Raw genomic sequence first — 15,543 nt, forward strand, 5'->3', positions numbered from 1 at the left:
GCTGGAAGCGGTTCGAAGAACACCGCTGGAGGGACCGCCGTGGAGTACGCCCGCATGCGTCTTATCGCCGATGAGTTGTCCACCAGGCCGGAAGCCTGGGCCGTTGAGATCAGCGGCGGAGAGATCATCATGATAACGAGCCCGGCGAAGCGGCATGAATTCATCTCGTTCCAGATCGCTGACCAGCTCAACGACCAGCTCAGGGGCACGACCCCGCGAGTGATCGCGCAGTCCGGTGCCGAGATCGAGGACCCGCGCGGGGCAGCAGCTCTGCGCCGTCCGGACATCACGATCCTTCCCATGGATGTCCTTGATGAGGACGGCGACACCGTTGACCCCGCGGATGTGACGGCAGTCGTGGAAGTCGTATCGAGGTCGAACCCGGAGAACGACTACGAGGGCAAGACCCGCGACTACGCGGTGATGGGTATCCCCTACTACCTGCTTGTGGATCCCCGCAAGGGCACCGGTCTTGTCCTGTCCCAGCCGCGCTCCACGCCGGAGGGTCAGCGGTATGCGGCCCGCGTCGAGTTCCTGTTCGGTGAGACGGTGCAGGTGGGCGAATGGCACGTCGATACGGAGGGCTTCCCGTTGTACGGAGCGCCGGGCGCCGGCAGCCGGTAAGGCACCTGCGTGCCGGGGCGGCTCGCGGGCGGAGCGGGGGGCGTTGCTTCCGGCGGGGGATCTGGATCACGATGGCCGCGTCCATGGAGCACGACCGGAAGGCAGCACATGTCCCTCGAAGCGACCGTTGGAGACGACGGGATGATCTACATCCGCGAGACCGACGAGCCGGAGATCGTGGCCGTCACCAGTCCCGCCAAGTGGGAGGCGTTCGTGAAGGGCGTCAAGGCGGGGGAGTTCGACGCGTTCGCTGAGGAGCCGGACACGGCTTAGAGCTTGCCCTCAGCCCGGTCCTGTCGCGGCGGATCCTGGAAGCTCACCCGGAACAGGGCGCCGCCGCCCGGTGCGGGTTCCGCCGTGATGGTGGCGCCATGGGCGTGGGCGATCTGCCGGGCCATGGCGAGGCCGAGGCCCGAACCGGGCAGTGCGCGGGCGGAGTCCGCGCGGTAGAAGCGGTCGAAGACGTAAGGGGCGTCCTGCGGGGCGATCCCCGGCCCGTGGTCGCGGACGGTCAGCTCCACCACCTCCCCCTCCCCGGGACGGGACCCGGAGCCGGTCCGGGTGAGGGCGACCTCGACCGGGGCTCCCGGCGGGCTGAACTTGGCCGCGTTGTCCACGAGGTTGGTCAGCAGCCGGCTGAGCCGGGCCGGGACGCCGGGGACGTGCGCCTGCGCGGCGGCCGGGTCCGTGGCGAGGGTGAAGGGGACGTCGGGCCAGTGGCCGCGGGCGGCCCGTACGGCATGGCCCGCCAGGTCGGCGAGGCCCACGTCCTCGACCAGCGGCAGCGGTTCCTCGTCCCGCGCCAGCTCGATCAGGTCGTTGACGAGCTGGGTGACCTCGCGCAACTGCCGCTGCAGAGCGCCGGAGGCGCGGTCCCGCTGGGCGTCGGTGAGCCGGTCGGCGCGCGCCAGCAGGTCGGCGTTGGTGCGCAGCGCTGTGAGCGGTGTGCGCAGCTCGTGCGAGGCGTCGGCCACCAGCCGGCGCTGCGCCATGACGGACTGCTCCAGCTCGCCGAGCATGGTGTTGAAGGCGGTGGCGAGCCGGGTGACCTCGTCCTGGCGGTGTTCGGGACCGGCCGGGATCTCGATCCGGTGCCGGGCGTCCCGGGTGGCGGCGATCCGCTCCGCCGTGGCCGTCAGCCGGGCGACCGGCGCCAGTCCCGTCCGGGAGACCCAGTAGCCGAGGAGGGCGGCGAGCAGCACCCCCGTGCCGCCGACGCCCGCGAGCAGCCAGGCGGCCTGCCGGACGCCCTGCTCGACGGTGTCGGACCGCACCGCCACCTGCAGCGCCCGGCCGCCGCCGAAGCCGCTGGTGAACATCCGCGCCGGATGCCCGGACAGCGTGATGTTGCTGAAGTACGCCGGACGGTCGCCGGCCGCGACCTCCCGCACCGGCGCGGAGACCGGCAGCGGATACGGCTCCCGCGGGTCGGCCGCCGGGTCCGCCGGGACGATCTGCGAGCAGGCGGGCGCCGACAGGAACACGCACTCCCCGGCCACCACCTGCGGGCTCTCGCCGCGGTGCTGCTGCTTGACCAGCGTCGCCGACTGGGTGAGATGCAGATCCAGTTGGTGGACGAGTTCGTAGCGGATGACGAAGAAGGCCGCCGCGCAGACCCCGACCGCGACCAGGGCGACGGCGGCGGACGCCGCGACCGCCAGCCGGGTGCGCAGTGGCCGGTGCCGGCGCCAGCGCGCCATCCCGCGGGTCCCCGTCACCCGAGGTCCAGCCGGTAGCCGACGCCGTGCACGGTCTGCACCAGCCGCGGCTCGCCGCCCGCCTCCAGCTTCCGCCGCAGATAACCGATGTAGACGGCCAGCGAGTTGGAGTCCGGGCCGAAGTCATGGCCCCAGACCCGCTCCAGGATCACCTCGCGCGGCAGCGCCTGGCCCGGATGCCGCATCAGCAGCTCCAGCAGCGCGAACTCGGTACGGCTGAACTCCAGCGGGCGGCCGCCTCTGCTGCCGGTGCGGGTGACCGGCTGGACGACCAGATCCGCGTACGAAAGTTCCGGTTCCTCGCCGCCCCCCGACGCGGCCCGGCGCAGCAACGCCCTTAGCCGGGCCAGCAGTTCGTCCAGTGCGAACGGCTTGACGAGATAGTCGTCGGCGCCCGCGTCCAGGCCGTCGACCCGCTCGCTCACCGAGTCGAGCGCCGTGAGGACGAGCACGGGCGTACGGTCGCCCAGCCCGCGCAGCCGCCGGCAGACCGCCAGCCCGTCGAGCACCGGCATCATCACGTCCAGCACGATCGCGTCCGGCTGCCAGGCCGCCACCTCCGACAGCGCGGCGAGCCCGTCGGCGGCCCCGCGCACCGCGTAGCCCTCGACGGTGAGGCCGTCCTCGACGGCGGCGCGTACCTCGGGTTCGTCGTCCACGACGAGGATGCGGGCGGGCGGTGGTGCAGTGTCCATGGGCCCAAGGGTCCCAAACCGGGCTCTTAGAACCCTCTTAGACCGTCCCGTCAGCGTTGCGGCCATGCGGACCTCACAGGACATTCCACTGTCAGTGGTCATCGGGGCGGGCGGCACCGGTGGGCACATCTATCCAGGACTGGCACTCGCCGACGCGCTGCGCCGGGCCGATCCACGGGCGGTCGTCACCTTCGTCGGCACCGAACGCGGGCTGGAGACCCGGCTGATACCGGAAGCCGGCTACCGGCTGCACACGGTCAACATGATCCCGTTCGACCGGTCGCTCGGCGCCCGCCGCTATCTGCTGCCGGCCGCGCTGCTGAGCTCGGCGGTGCGCTGCCGGACGATCCTGCGCGAGCAGGGCGCGCAGATCGCGGTGGGGATGGGCGGCTATCCCAGCGCGCCGGTGATCCTCGGGGCGCGGCTGGCGGGGCTGCCGAGCCTGGTCCACGAGTCCAACGCGGTGCCGGGCCGCGCCAACCAGTTCGCGGCCCGGCTCACCCCGAACATCGCGCTGGCCTTCGACCGCAGCCGCGCGCATCTGCCGTCCGGCAGCACGGCGGAGACCGTGGGCATGCCGCTGTCCGGGCCGCTGGCCACCCTGGACCGGGCCGCCCTGCGCGGCCGGGCCCGCGCCGAGCTGGGCGTACCGGCCGGGGCCCGGCTGGTCCTCGTCAACGGCGGCAGCCTGGGCGCCACCCGGCTGACCGACGCGGCGATCGGACTCGCCGCGCGCTGGCGGGACCGGAACGACGTACGGCTGCTCATCAAGACGGGCCCGGCCGCGCTCGCCGAGGCCAGGACCCGGCTGGCCGGGAACCCGGTCGCCGAGGCCGTCCCGTACCTGGACCGGATGGACCTCGCCTACGCGGCCGCCGACCTGGTGATCTGCCGGGCCGGGTCCGCGACCATCGCCGAACTGGCCACGACCGGGGTGCCCGCCGTGCTCGTCCCTTATCCACACGCGCCCGGCGACCACCAGACGCACAACGCCCGCGTCCTGTCCGACGCCGGGGCCGCCGTGCTGCTCCCCGACGCCGAAGCGACCGCCGACCGGCTGGCCGCGCTCGTCGAGCCGCTGCTGCGCGACCCGCGCCGGCTCGCCGCGATGAGCGGCGCCGCCGACCCCGGCACCCACGCCCGGGCGGCCGATCTGCTCGCCGCCAAGACTCTCGAACTGAGGAACGCCGCATGACAGCGACCACATCTTTGAACCCTGTCGACTGGACCGGCCGCACCGTCCTGGTGACCGGCGCCGAGGGCTTCATCGGCAGCACCCTGGTCGACCTGCTGGTCGAGCGCGGCGCGAACGTCCGCGCCCTGGTGCACTACAAGCCCTACGGCGAACGCGGCCACCTCGCCGGCTATCTGCGGCCGGACAGCCCCGTCGAGATGCTCGCGGGCGATGTCCGCGACGCGGGCCGCGTCATGGACGCCGTCGACGGCTGCGACACCGTCTTCCACCTCGCGGCACTGATCGGCATCCCGTACAGCTACCAGGCCCCCGAGGCCTATGTGCAGACGAACGTGGCCGGCACCCAGAACGTCGCCGGTGCCTGTCTGCGGCACGGAGTGCGCCGGCTCGTCCACACCTCCACCAGCGAGGTCTACGGCAGCGCGCTCACCGTGCCGATCAGCGAGAGCCACCCGCTGCAGCCGCAGTCCCCGTACTCCGCCTCGAAGATCGGCGCGGACATGACGGCGCTGTCATACTTCCACTCCTTCGAGCTGCCCGTCACGGTCGTCCGGCCCTTCAACACCTACGGCCCCCGGCAGTCCGCGCGCGCCGTCATTCCGGCGATCCTCGCCCAGCTGCACTCCGGCGCCCGGCAGATCCGCCTCGGATCCCTCGCGCCGACCCGCGACTTCACCTACGCCACCGACACCGCCGCCGGCTTCCTGGCCCTGGCCGGCTGCGACCGGGCCCTCGGCGAGGTCGTCAACCTCGGCACCGGCCGCGAGGTCTCCATCGGCGACATCGCCCGCTCCCTGATCGCCGCCTCCGGCCGAGAAGCGGAGATCGTCGTCGACCCGGCCCGCCTGCGCCCCTCGGGCAGCGAGGTCCAGCGCCTGCTGTCGGACAACTCCCGGGCGCGCCAGTGGGCGGGATGGGAGCCACAGGTGTCCCTGGAGGAGGGACTGCGCCGCACCTCGGAGTGGGTCGCGGAGAACCTGAACCTCTTCGCGACGGACCGCTACCAGGTGTAGAGGCGGCCCCGGGTCAGCGGATGGCCGCCAGGCCGCCCAGCAGCAACGTCGTGAAGGTGCGGGCCCAGGCCGCGTCCACCGGTTCGCCGCTGACCAGGGTGCGGTGGACGACGGCGCCGGCGATGACGTCGAAGATGAGGTCGATCTGGGTGGCGGTGTCCGTGCCGTGGGGGCCCAGCGGCGGGCCGTCCGGCGGGAGTTCGCCGCGCTCCTGGGCGCGCCGGCGGCCGAGGACCACGAGGCACTTCTGCCGGTCCACGATGGCCTCGCGGATCCGCCGCCGCAATGCTTCGTCGTGGGTGGACTCGGCGACGACGGCCATCAGGGCGGTCCTGGCCTCGGGGAGCGCGAGCAGCGCCGCGAACTGCAGCACCACGTCCTCGATGTCGGCCTGGAGGCTTCCCCGGTCGGGCAGCTCCAGTTCGTCGAAGAGCACCGCGACCGCGTCGACGACCAGCTCGTTCTTGCCCGCCCAGCGGCGGTAGAGGGTGGTCTTGGCGACGCCGGCCCGGGTGGCGACATCGCCCATCGTCAGCCCGCCCCAGCCCAGTTCGACCAGGGCGGCCCTGGTGGCTTCCAGGATCGCGTGGTCGGCGTCGGCGCTGCGGGGGCGGCCCGTCTTCTTCGCTGAAGTGCCGTTGTGCATGGCTGGGACCATACCGGCCAGTACGCCGGGTGGCCCGCGACCGCTCCGTGACCGGGATCACGCCGCCCCGCGGGGTTGAAGCTTGCGGGGACCGGACAGTTTGGAGTTACGCTACGACTCGTAGCGAAAGAGCGATGACCACTGGCGCAGGTGGGGACCCACGCCGAGAAGGACACTCTGGAACAGCGGTGGAGGCTCCCGGCTGTCCGCGATCCGGCGGACGGTTCGGGGGCCGTTCACACTTTTTTACGACGAGGGGGGAGGATTGACCTCATGCAGCCACGGAACATGTCCATGAGCGGCGTGGTCGACCTCGCCGCGCTGAAGGCGGCCGGTGAGGCCAAGGCGAAGGCCGAGCAGGCCAGGGCGCAACGGCAGGACGCCGGCGCCCCCGCCCCTTCCGCCGCCTCCCCGCTCGTCATCGATGTCACCGAGGAGACTTTCGAGAGCGAAGTACTGCAGCGCTCCTCCGAGGTCCCGGTCGTCATCAGCTTCTGGGCCGAACAGGCCGAGCAGAGCAAGCAGCTCAACGAGACGCTGGAACGGCTGGTCGGCGAGTACGCCGGCCGCTTCCTGCTGGCCCGCGCCGATGTGTACGCCAACCAGCTGCTGTTCCAGCAGTTCGGCGCCCAGGGCGTGCCGGCCGTCTTCGCGGTGCTCGCCGGTCAGGCGATGCCGCTCTTCCAGGGTGCGGCCGCCGACGACCAGATCCGCGAGGTGCTGGACCAGCTGATCGCCGTGGGCGAGCAGCGCTTCGGCATCGTCGGCGCTCCGGTCGAGGCGGGCGCGGCTCCGGCCGCCGCCGCCACCCCCGAGCCCCGGCCCGCCACTCCGCAGGAGCTGGCGCTGTCCGCCGCGCACGACGCGCTGGACGCGGGCGATCTGGGCGGCGCCGTCCAGGCGTACCGGAATGTGCTGGCGGACGAGCCGGCCAACGCCGAGGCCAAGCTCGGCCTGGCCCAGGCCGAACTGTTGCAGCGGGTGCAGGACGCCGACCCGCAGGCGGTCCGCAAGGCCGCCGCCGACAACCCCGCCGATGTGCCGGCCCAGCTGGCCGCGGCGGATCTCGACCTCGTCGGCGGGCATGTCGAGGACGCCTTCGGGCGACTGGTGGACACCGTGCGCCGTACGGCCGGTGACGACCGGGACGCGGCACGGCTGCGTCTGCTGGAACTCTTCGACGTCATCGGCACCGACGACCCCCGCGTGGTGACAGCGCGTGTCGCACTGGCTCGCGTCCTGTTCTGACCGCAGCTGATTCATCGATACGGCGACCGCACTTTACGCAATCGTGATGAAGTGCGGTCGCTGTTACTTCCGGTAAGAGAGTGACCCCTTTTCTTCCGGAAATCTTTCTCTTTGTCGGACATTCACGCCCTCGCCGCAACTACGCTGCGTGATATCGCGACGTTTGATGATCGCGCTCTCGACATCCTTCCGTTACTCGCTGGTAACGAGACCTCTTGTGCAGCGGCTGGGAATGGACCACCATCGGCCAAGCTCGGTCCTGTTCCCCCGACCATCCGGCAGCCAGCTGGTGCGGCTGGGGGCGACCCCCAGCGGTAGCCGGGGGAGGGTCCCCACCGAGTGGAAGTGCACGGCGTAACTGCCGCCGCTTCCGGACAGGGGGGTCTCTGCCCACCCAGCAGGGCCTGTCCAGCAGGTTGCGCGAGAGCGTGGCCAGTGGTTGTCGCTCGGGGGTGATCGCTGATGATTCGGACTGCGCCGTCCGCATACCCGCGGACCGGCCTTCGATGACGGCGCTCCCTTTCCCGAGGACGTAGCTCTTCTCCCCATCCCGGCCCCGGATCTCCATATCCGGCCGGATGTGTACGTCCGATCAGGAGGAAAGTCATGGAGTCGGTCGTTAGAGGCGGCACCAAGTGGAAGCGGTTCGCCGTTGTCATGGTGCCGGGTATTGCTGCCACGGCAGTGATCGGCATGGCGCTCGCACAGGGCGCGCTCGCCGCGTCGTTCGCAGTGTCCGGCCAGAACTTCAAGGTCAGCGCTGACGAGCTGCACGGCTTCGGGTTCGTCCAGTACGGCGCGATGGACGCCCAGGTCGGCGGCACCACTGTGCCGGTCGCGGTCTCGGGCTTCCACTCCGCCGACATCACCAAGATGTGCCAGTCCGTTATCACGCATGTCCCGGTCTTCGGCGATGTGACGCTGCGGCTGGAGGCCGGTGGCAAGGGCACGCCGGTCCACGCCGAGAACCTGTACATCGACCTGGACCAGCTCAACGCGGACGCGTCGTTCACGAACATCAACATCGGTGTTCCGGCAGGCGCGGCGGGCAACAACAAGGACGCCACGGGCATCGACGGCCCGCACAAGGCCGGCCAGGGTCCGCAGAACCCGGGCGCCTTCGCCCAGGAGGCCCAGGAGGCCACGCTGACCAAGGTGCAGCAGACCGCTTGGGCGACCAGCGCGGGCACCTTCAAGCTCAGCGGATTGAGCCTGTCGGTCAAGAAGGGCAGTAACGAGTGCTACTAGGCACTTGACCGGTCGGGTGAGGGGTTTGCGCCCCTCACCCGGTCGCCCTCCAACTTTCTTGCGCAAAAAAGTCAGTCCCAGGGAGCTGTTCCATGAGTGCCGAGTCGACAGGGCTGCAGGGTCACGAACCAAACGCCTTCCATACCGCCCACACGCGTTTCCGTAACTGGCGGTGGCAGCGGCCGTTCTGGGCGGGCCTGCTGACCCTCCTGGGGGGCATCCCCATCGCGTACCTTCCGTACGCGAACCTGACCCTCGGCCAGCTCACCGTGCGGATGTCCACCACGGCGGGCGCCGGGTCGCTGATCATCGGCATCCTGTTGATGGTGCTCGGGCTGACCATGTGGTTCCAGCCGGTCGTACGCATCTTCGCGGGTGTCGCCGCGATCCTGTTGGCACTGGTGTCGATCCCCGTGTCCAACTTCGGCGGATTCCTGATCGGCTTTCTGCTGGGCCTGGTGGGCGGTTCCCTCGGCATCGCCTGGGCGCCCGGAGTTCCGGCGGCCGACGCTCCCGGTCAGTCGGCCCAACTGCCGGACGGTGCGCCGACCGGTGGCCACGACTCCGGCCCGGAGCCCGAGTACCACCCCGCACCACAGCTGGAGAAGCACTCGGTGTCGCCGGGTGCCGGAGTGGACGAAGTGACCACAGACGACCATGGGAGGCGTAGTGCGGGGTGACGAGGCTCTGCCGGCCGACGGCGACGGACCCCGTACGAGACTGGTGCCGCGCCACGCGGCGCCGAGGAAGTCGCTCTTCACCAAGCTCCAGATGCCCGCGGGCAAGGCGATAGCCATCGCCGCGATGCCCACAGCGGTACTGATGGGCATGGGCATAACCCCGCATCTCGCCCTCGCCGACGAGATGCCGAAGAACCCCTACGCTCCCGGTCCGTGTGTCACGCAGTCCGACACGCCGGCACCGGATGCCACCACAGCCAAGCCGAGCGCGACGCCCTCCGCGACGGAGAGCTCCGCGCCCAGCACGAAGCCGAGCTCCTCGCCGAGCCCGTCCGCGAGCACGGCCGAGCCGAAGAGCGCCCTCAAGGCGCTGCCGAAGACCGTGCCCACGACCGCATCGAAGACCGGGCCGACGGCCACGCCGAGCGCGGCTCCGAAGGCGACGCCGAGCCCGACGAAGTCCTACAACCCGTGGGACCCGCTGGGTGTCGGTGACGCGATCAAGGACGTCCTCGGTCTGAACAAGCCGGCCGCCCCGACGACGGCGCCCACCACGGCACCGCCGACGACCGCTCCCACGACGGCGCCGCCCAAGGCGCCGAGCACGACTCCTGCCAAGGCACCGGCGGCGAAGCCGTCGTCCACGGCGACCACGGCGGCGAAGTCCGCCAAGGCAGCGGCGGACGCGGCGGCCAAGGCGGCCGAGAAGTCGGCCACCGCCACCCCGTCGGCCACCCCGACCACCGTGGACGGCAAGACCCCGTTCCCGTGTCCGACGCACGACGCCAAGGCGCTGGCCGACGCGCCGTACGAGACGGAGCACGGTCTGCTCCCGGACCAGCCCTGGTACCTGGAATCCAGCGTGCTGACGCTGAAGGGCCTGGACTACAAGGGCATCGTCACGGTCCGGACGACCAACGGCACGATGAAGAAGGTCCTGAAGTTCACCGCGTCCTCGCTGGACATCAAGGATCTGCACCAGCTCGTCAACGGCCCCGGCTACGTCCACCACGTCCAGGGTCCTGGCACGACGTCCACGATCCAGAACGGCACGGTGACGATGTACACCGAGGAGCTGAAGGGCAACCTCTTCGGCCTCATCCCGGTGACGTTCAGCCCGGACACGCCCCCGCCGATCAACGTTCCGCTGGCGGTCTTCACGAACGTCAAGATCCGCCAGGCCGGACAGTTCGGCGGCACGCTGCACATCAGCAACCTGCACCAGTCGATCACCAAGGGCACCTACCCGTAACCGAGGGCGCCCCCAGAGACCCGTCCGGGAGCCGCACAAACGCCGAGGGCGCCGAACCCGTCAGGGGTTCGGCGCCCTCGGCGCATTGCGTGCCACGACCTTCCGTGCCACGACCTTCCGTGCCACGACCTTCCGTGCCACGACCTCCGTGCCGCGACGCCGTGTGCGGCGGCGTCGCGTGCCGGGCGGCTACTTGCGGATGTCGTCGCCCAGGTGGTGCACCCGGACCATGTTGGTGTTGCCGGGGACGCCGGGGGGCGAACCGGCGGTGATGATCACGGTGTCACCCGCGTTGTACTCCTTGAGCTTGAGCATCTCGGTGTCGACGACGTCCACCATGGCGTCGGTGTTGTCGACGTACGGGACCACGTACGTCTCGACGCCCCAGGTCAGCGCGAGCTGGTTGCGGGTCGAGGGGTCGGTGGTGAACGCCAGCACCGGGGCCGGGACGCGGTAGCGGGCCAGCCGGCGGGCGGTGTCGCCGGACTGGGTGAACGCGACCAGGGTCTTGGCGTCCAGGAAGTCGGCCAGCTCGGCCGCGGCGCGGGCCACGGCGCCGCCCTGGGTGCGCGGCTTCTTGCCGGGCGCCAGCGGCTGCAGGCCGCGCTTGAGCAGCTCCTCCTCGGCGGCTTCGACGATGCGGGACATCGTCTTGACCGTGTCGATCGGGTACTTGCCCACGGAGGACTCGGCGGAGAGCATGACCGCGTCCGCGCCGTCGAGGATCGCGTTGGCGACGTCGGAGGCCTCGGCGCGCGTCGGGCGCGAGTTGGTGATCATCGACTCCATCATCTGGGTCGCGACGATCACCGGCTTGGCGTTGCGGCGGCAGAGCTCGATGAGCTGCTTCTGGACGACCGGCACCCGCTCCAGCGGGTACTCCACGGCGAGGTCGCCACGGGCGACCATGACCGCGTCGAAGGCCATGACCACGGCCTCCATGTTCTCGACCGCCTGCGGCTTCTCCACCTTGGCGATGACGGGGACCCGGCGGCCCTCCTCGTCCATGACGCGGTGGACGTCCTTGACGTCCGAGGCGTCGCGGACGAACGACAGGGCGACCATGTCGACGCCCATCGCCAGCGCGAAGCGCAGGTCCTCGATGTCCTTCTCGGACAGCGCCGGGACGTTCACGGCCGCGCCGGGAAGGTTGATGCCCTTGTGGTCGGAGATCACTCCGCCCTCGACGACCAGACACCGCACCCGGGGGCCCTCGACCTGGATGACCCGCAGGGCGACGTTGCCGTCGTTGATCAGGATCGGGTCGCCCTTGCTGACATCGCCGGGCAGGCCCTTGTACGTGGTGCCGCAGATGGTCTTGTCGCCGGGGACGTCCTCGGCGGTGATGGTGAACTCGTCACCCGAGACCAGCTCGACGGGTCCGTCGGCGAACTTGGCCAGCCGGATCTTGGGGCCCTGCAGGTCGGCGAGGACGCCGATCGCACGGCCGGTCTCCTCGGCGACCTTGCGCACGCGCTGATAGCGCTCCTCGTGCTCGGCGTGAGTTCCGTGGCTGAAGTTGAAACGGGCCACGTTCATGCCGGCCTCGGCCAGCGTCTTCAGCTGGTCGTAGGAGTCGACGGCGGGTCCCAGGGTGCAAACAATCTTTGCTCGGCGCATGGGCGCAATCCTATCGGGTTTGTTCCGCTCCGGAATATTCCTGGGGCGTCGTGGGTATGAAGCGAGGTCAGCGTTGGGCGAGCGCATAGGTGGCACGGGCGATCTCGAGCTCTTCGTCGGTGGGGATCACGGCCACCGCGACTCTGCTGGTGTCCGTGGAGATCAGCCGCGCGGCATGGCCGCGGACGGCGTTGCCCACGGCGTCGACCTCGATACCGAGGGTCTCCAGGCCCTGCAGGGCCGCTTCGCGCACCGCGGCGGAGTTCTCCCCGACCCCGGCGGTGAAGGCGATGGCGTCCACCCGGCCCAGCACGGCGGTGTACGCGCCGATGTATTTGCGCAGGCGGTGGATGTAGATGTCGAACGCCAGCCGGGCGGCCTTGTCGCCCTCGGCCATGCGGCGTCCGATCTCGCGCATGTCGTTGTCACCGCACAGGCCGAGCAAGCCACTGCGTTTGTTGAGCAGGGTGTCGATCTCGTCCACCGTCATTCCACCTACGCGCGCCAGGTGGAAGACTACCGCCGGGTCGAGATCGCCCGAACGGGTGCCCATGACCAGACCCTCCAGCGGCGTCAGCCCCATCGAGGTCTCCACGCAGGTTCCGCCCGCCACCGCGGAGGCGGAGGCGCCGTTCCCCAGATGCAGCACGATGACGTTGACCTGGGACGACTCCTTGCCGAGCAGCTCCGCTGCGGCGCGCGAGACGAACGCGTGCGAGGTGCCGTGGAAGCCGTAGCGGCGGATCTCGTAACGGTCCGCCGTCCCGGTGTCGATCGCGTACCGGGCGGCGTGCTCGGGGATCGTCGAGTGGAACGCGGTGTCGAAGACCGCGACCTGCGGCAGGTCCGGGCGCAGCTCGCGGGCGACCTTGATGCCGGTGATGTTCGCCGGGTTGTGCAGCGGGGCGAGCGGCACCAGCTTCTCGATCGCCGCGACGACCTCGTCGGTGATCAGCGTCGGCTCGGTGAAGCGGGTACCGCCGTGCACGACGCGGTGGCCGACCGCCGCCAGCTCGGGGGAGTCCAGGCCGAGGCCCTGCCCGTCCAGCTCGGCGGCGATGATGTGCAGGGCGGCGTCGTGGTCGGCGACCTCGCCCTCGCCGATCCGCTCGACCAGCCCGGCGGCGAGCCGGCTGTCCGCGCCGGGACCGGCGGCCATGTCCAGCAGCTGGTACTTGACGGAGGACGAGCCGGAATTGAGGACGAGGACGCGGGAGGGGCTGCCGGCCGGTCCTGCGGGGCTGCTCACTGGGTGTCTCCTTCGCCCTGCTGCCGCGCCGGGGATTCGCCCTGCGCCTGGATGGCCGTGATGGCGACCGTGTTCACGATGTCCTGGACCAGAGCACCGCGCGACAGGTCGTTGACCGGCTTGCGCAGGCCCTGCAGCACCGGACCGACCGCGACCGCGCCGGCCGACCGCTGGACGGCCTTGTAGGTGTTGTTGCCGGTGTTGAGGTCGGGGAAGACCAGCACGGTGGCCTGGCCAGCCACCGCCGAGTCCGGCATCTTGGTGGCCGCGACCGACGGTTCGACGGCCGCGTCGTACTGGATCGGACCGTCGACGGCCAGGTCGGGGCGGCGCTCGCGCACCAGCTCGGTGGCCTTGCGGACCTTGTCGACGTCCGCGCCGGAGCCCGAGGTTCCGGTGGAGTACGACAGCATCGCGATCCGCGGCTGCACACCGAACTGGGCGGCGGTTGCCGCCGCCTGGATGGCGATGTCAGCCAGCTGCTCGGCGTCCGGGTCCGGGTTGACGGCGCAGTCGCCGTAGACGAGGACCTTGTCGGCCAGGCACATGAAGAACACCGAGCTGACGATCGCCGCGCCCGGCGCGGTCTTGATGATCTCGAAGGCCGGGCGGATGGTGGCCGCGGTGGAGTGCACCGCGCCCGACACCATCCCGTCGGCCAGGCCCTCCTGCACCATCAGGGTGCCGAAGTACGAGACGTCGGCGACGACGTCGTAGGCCAGCTCGTAGGAGACGCCCTTGTGGGCGCGCAGCTTCGCGTACTGCTCGGCGAACCGCTCCCGCAGCGGTGAGGTCTGCGGGTCGACGACGGTGACGCCCGGCTGGTCGAGGGAGATGCCCAGGTCGGCGGCCTTCTTGCGGACCGCGTCCTCGTCGCCGAGCAGGATCAGGTCGCACACTCCGCGCCGCAGCAGCACCTCGGCGGCGCGCAGGATGCGCTCCTCCGCGCCCTCCGGCAGCACGATGCGGCGGCGCTGGGAGCGGGCCCGTTCGATCAGGGTGTGCTCGAACATCATCGGGGTGACGCGCTCGCTGCGCGCGACCGACAGCCGCTCCGTCAACTCGGCGGTGTCCACGTGGGTTTCGAACAGCCCGAGCGCGGTCTCCGCCTTGCGCGGGGTGCCCGCGCCGAGCTTGCCGTCCAGCGCGAACAGCTCGGCGGCGGTGGGGAAGCTGCCGGCCGCGACCGCGATCACCGGGGTGCCGGGCGCGAGCCGCGCCGCCAGCGCCAGGATGTCCGGGCCCGGCCGCTCGTCGAGGGTGAGCAGCACGCCCGCGATCGGCGGGGCACCGGCCGAGTGCGCGGCGAGCGAGCCGATGATGAGGTCGGCGCGGTCCCCGGGGGTGACCACCAGACAGCCGGGGGTCAGCGCGGGCAGGAAGGCCGGCAGCATCGCGCCGCCGAAGACGAAGTCCAGCGCGTCGCGGGAGAGCCCGGCGTCATCGCCGAGCAGGACGTCCGCGCCGAGTGCCTCGACGATCTGCGCCACGGTGGGCGCCGACAGCGCGGGCTCCTCGGGGATGACGTAGACGGGCACCTCGGGCCGGCGGGCGAGCCGGCGGCCGGCCTCGTCCGCCTCCGCCGGGCCGACGCGGTTGGCGACCATGGCGATGACGTCGCAGCCGAGGTTGGTGTAGGCGAGGTAGGCGTTGCGGACCTCGGCGACCACCGATTCGGCCGTCTGGTCGATGCCGCCGATCACCGGCAGCACGGAGGCGCCGCATTCGTTGGCGAGCCGGGCGTTGATGCCCAGCTCCGCCGGAAGATTCGTTTCCGCGAAGTCGGAGCCGAGAATCAGCACCGCCTCGTACTCCCGGGCGACCTCGTGGAACCGGTCCACCAGCCGGGCGGTCAGCGCGTCGCGCCCCTGCTCGGCCTGGAGGGCCGCCGCCTCCGCGTACCCCATGCCGTAGACCGTGGACGGGTCCTGGGACAGCCGGTAGCGGCTGCGCAGCAGATCGAACAGCCGGTCGGGCCCGTCGTGCATCAGCGGCCGGAACACCCCCACCCGGTCGACCTGGCGGGTCAGGAGCTCCATCACCCCCAGTTCGACCACCTGGCGGCCGTCGCCGCGGCCGATCCCCGTTACATAGACGCTGCGCGTCACGCGCGTTCTCCGATCCATCGTCGCGCTGGGTTGCTGCTCATCGCTGCCGGCTCACCACTGCTTCCCGCCACTGCTCTCTTCGTGCCGCGCTCCGTTCCCGGTGCGGCCGCTCTCCCGTTCGTACCTACTCCAAGACGCTAACGCGACGCTGGTGCCGTCGCTTGCCGGCACAGGGCCCGCGCGGAGGTGCCCTTCGACCCTCCCCACGATGCCATTCGCCTGCTCACCAGCGAAAACACCGGGAGGA

At 71.0% G+C, this 15,543-nt stretch carries 14 protein-coding genes; 8 read left to right on the forward strand and 6 right to left on the reverse strand.

Annotated features, from left to right (window positions below; all coding sequences use genetic code 11):
• The first annotated feature begins 39 nt into the window (after nucleotides 1–39).
• Nucleotides 40–624, forward strand: coding sequence for a Uma2 family endonuclease (locus C6N31_RS15095; protein ID WP_138357129.1), 585 nt, complete (start codon nucleotides 40–42; stop codon nucleotides 622–624).
• 108 nt (nucleotides 625–732) lie between these two features.
• Complete coding sequence (locus C6N31_RS15100; protein ID WP_138357128.1) at nucleotides 733–897, forward strand: DUF397 domain-containing protein; 165 nt, start codon at nucleotides 733–735, stop codon at nucleotides 895–897.
• On the opposite strand, the gene C6N31_RS15105 is transcribed toward C6N31_RS15100, so the two are convergent.
• Both C6N31_RS15105 and C6N31_RS15110 read right to left on the reverse strand, forming a co-directional pair.
• Nucleotides 894–2,342: a sensor histidine kinase gene (locus tag C6N31_RS15105; protein WP_138357127.1), complete on the reverse strand. Its 1,449-nt coding sequence runs from the start codon at nucleotides 2,340–2,342 to the stop codon at nucleotides 894–896. The genes C6N31_RS15100 and C6N31_RS15105 overlap by 4 nt on opposite strands.
• Nucleotides 2,339–3,037 carry a response regulator transcription factor gene (locus C6N31_RS15110; protein ID WP_138357126.1) on the reverse strand — a complete coding sequence of 233 codons (699 nt, stop codon included), beginning with the start codon at nucleotides 3,035–3,037 and terminating at the stop codon, nucleotides 2,339–2,341. The genes C6N31_RS15105 and C6N31_RS15110 overlap by 4 nt, the downstream gene beginning before the upstream one ends.
• 64 nt (nucleotides 3,038–3,101) lie before the next feature.
• Between C6N31_RS15110 and C6N31_RS15115 the strand changes: the two genes are divergently transcribed.
• Nucleotides 3,102–4,232, forward strand: a complete 1,131-nt coding sequence (locus C6N31_RS15115; protein ID WP_138357125.1) for a UDP-N-acetylglucosamine--N-acetylmuramyl-(pentapeptide) pyrophosphoryl-undecaprenol N-acetylglucosamine transferase — start codon at nucleotides 3,102–3,104, stop codon at nucleotides 4,230–4,232.
• Nucleotides 4,229–5,245 (forward strand): GDP-mannose 4,6-dehydratase, encoded by a 1,017-nt coding sequence (locus C6N31_RS15120; RefSeq protein ID WP_138357124.1) that lies wholly within the window; start codon nucleotides 4,229–4,231, stop codon nucleotides 5,243–5,245. The genes C6N31_RS15115 and C6N31_RS15120 overlap by 4 nt, the downstream gene beginning before the upstream one ends.
• Nucleotides 5,246–5,258: 13 nt before the next feature.
• On the opposite strand, the gene C6N31_RS15125 is transcribed toward C6N31_RS15120, so the two are convergent.
• A complete protein-coding gene (locus C6N31_RS15125) occupies nucleotides 5,259–5,891 on the reverse strand; it encodes a TetR/AcrR family transcriptional regulator (RefSeq protein ID WP_138357123.1) in 633 nt (210 codons plus the stop codon).
• A gap of 273 nt (nucleotides 5,892–6,164) precedes the next feature.
• Between C6N31_RS15125 and C6N31_RS15130 the strand changes: the two genes are divergently transcribed.
• From C6N31_RS15130 to C6N31_RS15145, 4 genes are all read left to right on the forward strand, one after another.
• The gene (locus tag C6N31_RS15130; RefSeq protein ID WP_138357122.1) at nucleotides 6,165–7,139 is read left to right on the forward strand and encodes a tetratricopeptide repeat protein; all 975 of its coding nucleotides are present in this window, start codon (nucleotides 6,165–6,167) and stop codon (nucleotides 7,137–7,139) included.
• Nucleotides 7,140–7,745: 606 nt separating this feature from the next.
• A complete protein-coding gene (locus C6N31_RS15135) occupies nucleotides 7,746–8,387 on the forward strand; it encodes a DUF6230 family protein (protein WP_138357121.1) in 642 nt (213 codons plus the stop codon).
• Between the two features lie 92 nt (nucleotides 8,388–8,479).
• Nucleotides 8,480–9,067, forward strand: a complete 588-nt coding sequence (locus tag C6N31_RS15140) for a DUF6114 domain-containing protein (RefSeq protein ID WP_232485221.1) — start codon at nucleotides 8,480–8,482, stop codon at nucleotides 9,065–9,067.
• Nucleotides 9,057–10,319, forward strand: a complete 1,263-nt coding sequence (locus C6N31_RS15145; RefSeq protein ID WP_138357120.1) for a hydrogenase expression protein HypF — start codon at nucleotides 9,057–9,059, stop codon at nucleotides 10,317–10,319. Before C6N31_RS15140 ends, C6N31_RS15145 begins: the two co-directional genes overlap by 11 nt.
• A gap of 189 nt (nucleotides 10,320–10,508) precedes the next feature.
• Here the strand turns inward: C6N31_RS15145 and pyk are convergent, their stop codons facing one another.
• The 3 genes from pyk to pta all read right to left on the reverse strand — a co-directional run bounded on the left by pyk (nucleotide 10,509) and on the right by pta (nucleotide 15,296).
• Nucleotides 10,509–11,939, reverse strand: a complete 1,431-nt coding sequence (pyk, locus tag C6N31_RS15150) for a pyruvate kinase (protein ID WP_138357119.1) — start codon at nucleotides 11,937–11,939, stop codon at nucleotides 10,509–10,511.
• A gap of 67 nt (nucleotides 11,940–12,006) precedes the next feature.
• On the reverse strand, nucleotides 12,007–13,188 hold the full coding sequence (locus C6N31_RS15155; RefSeq protein ID WP_198357682.1) for an acetate kinase: 1,182 nt from the start codon (nucleotides 13,186–13,188) through the stop codon (nucleotides 12,007–12,009).
• Nucleotides 13,185–15,296 carry a phosphate acetyltransferase gene (gene pta, locus C6N31_RS15160; protein WP_138357117.1) on the reverse strand — a complete coding sequence of 704 codons (2,112 nt, stop codon included), beginning with the start codon at nucleotides 15,294–15,296 and terminating at the stop codon, nucleotides 13,185–13,187. Before pta ends, C6N31_RS15155 begins: the two co-directional genes overlap by 4 nt.
• Nucleotides 15,297–15,543: the final 247 nt, after the last annotated feature.

Origin of the sequence: Streptomyces fildesensis (genome assembly GCF_016107395.1) — a bacterium.
GTDB lineage: Bacteria > Actinomycetota > Actinomycetes > Streptomycetales > Streptomycetaceae > Actinacidiphila > Actinacidiphila fildesensis.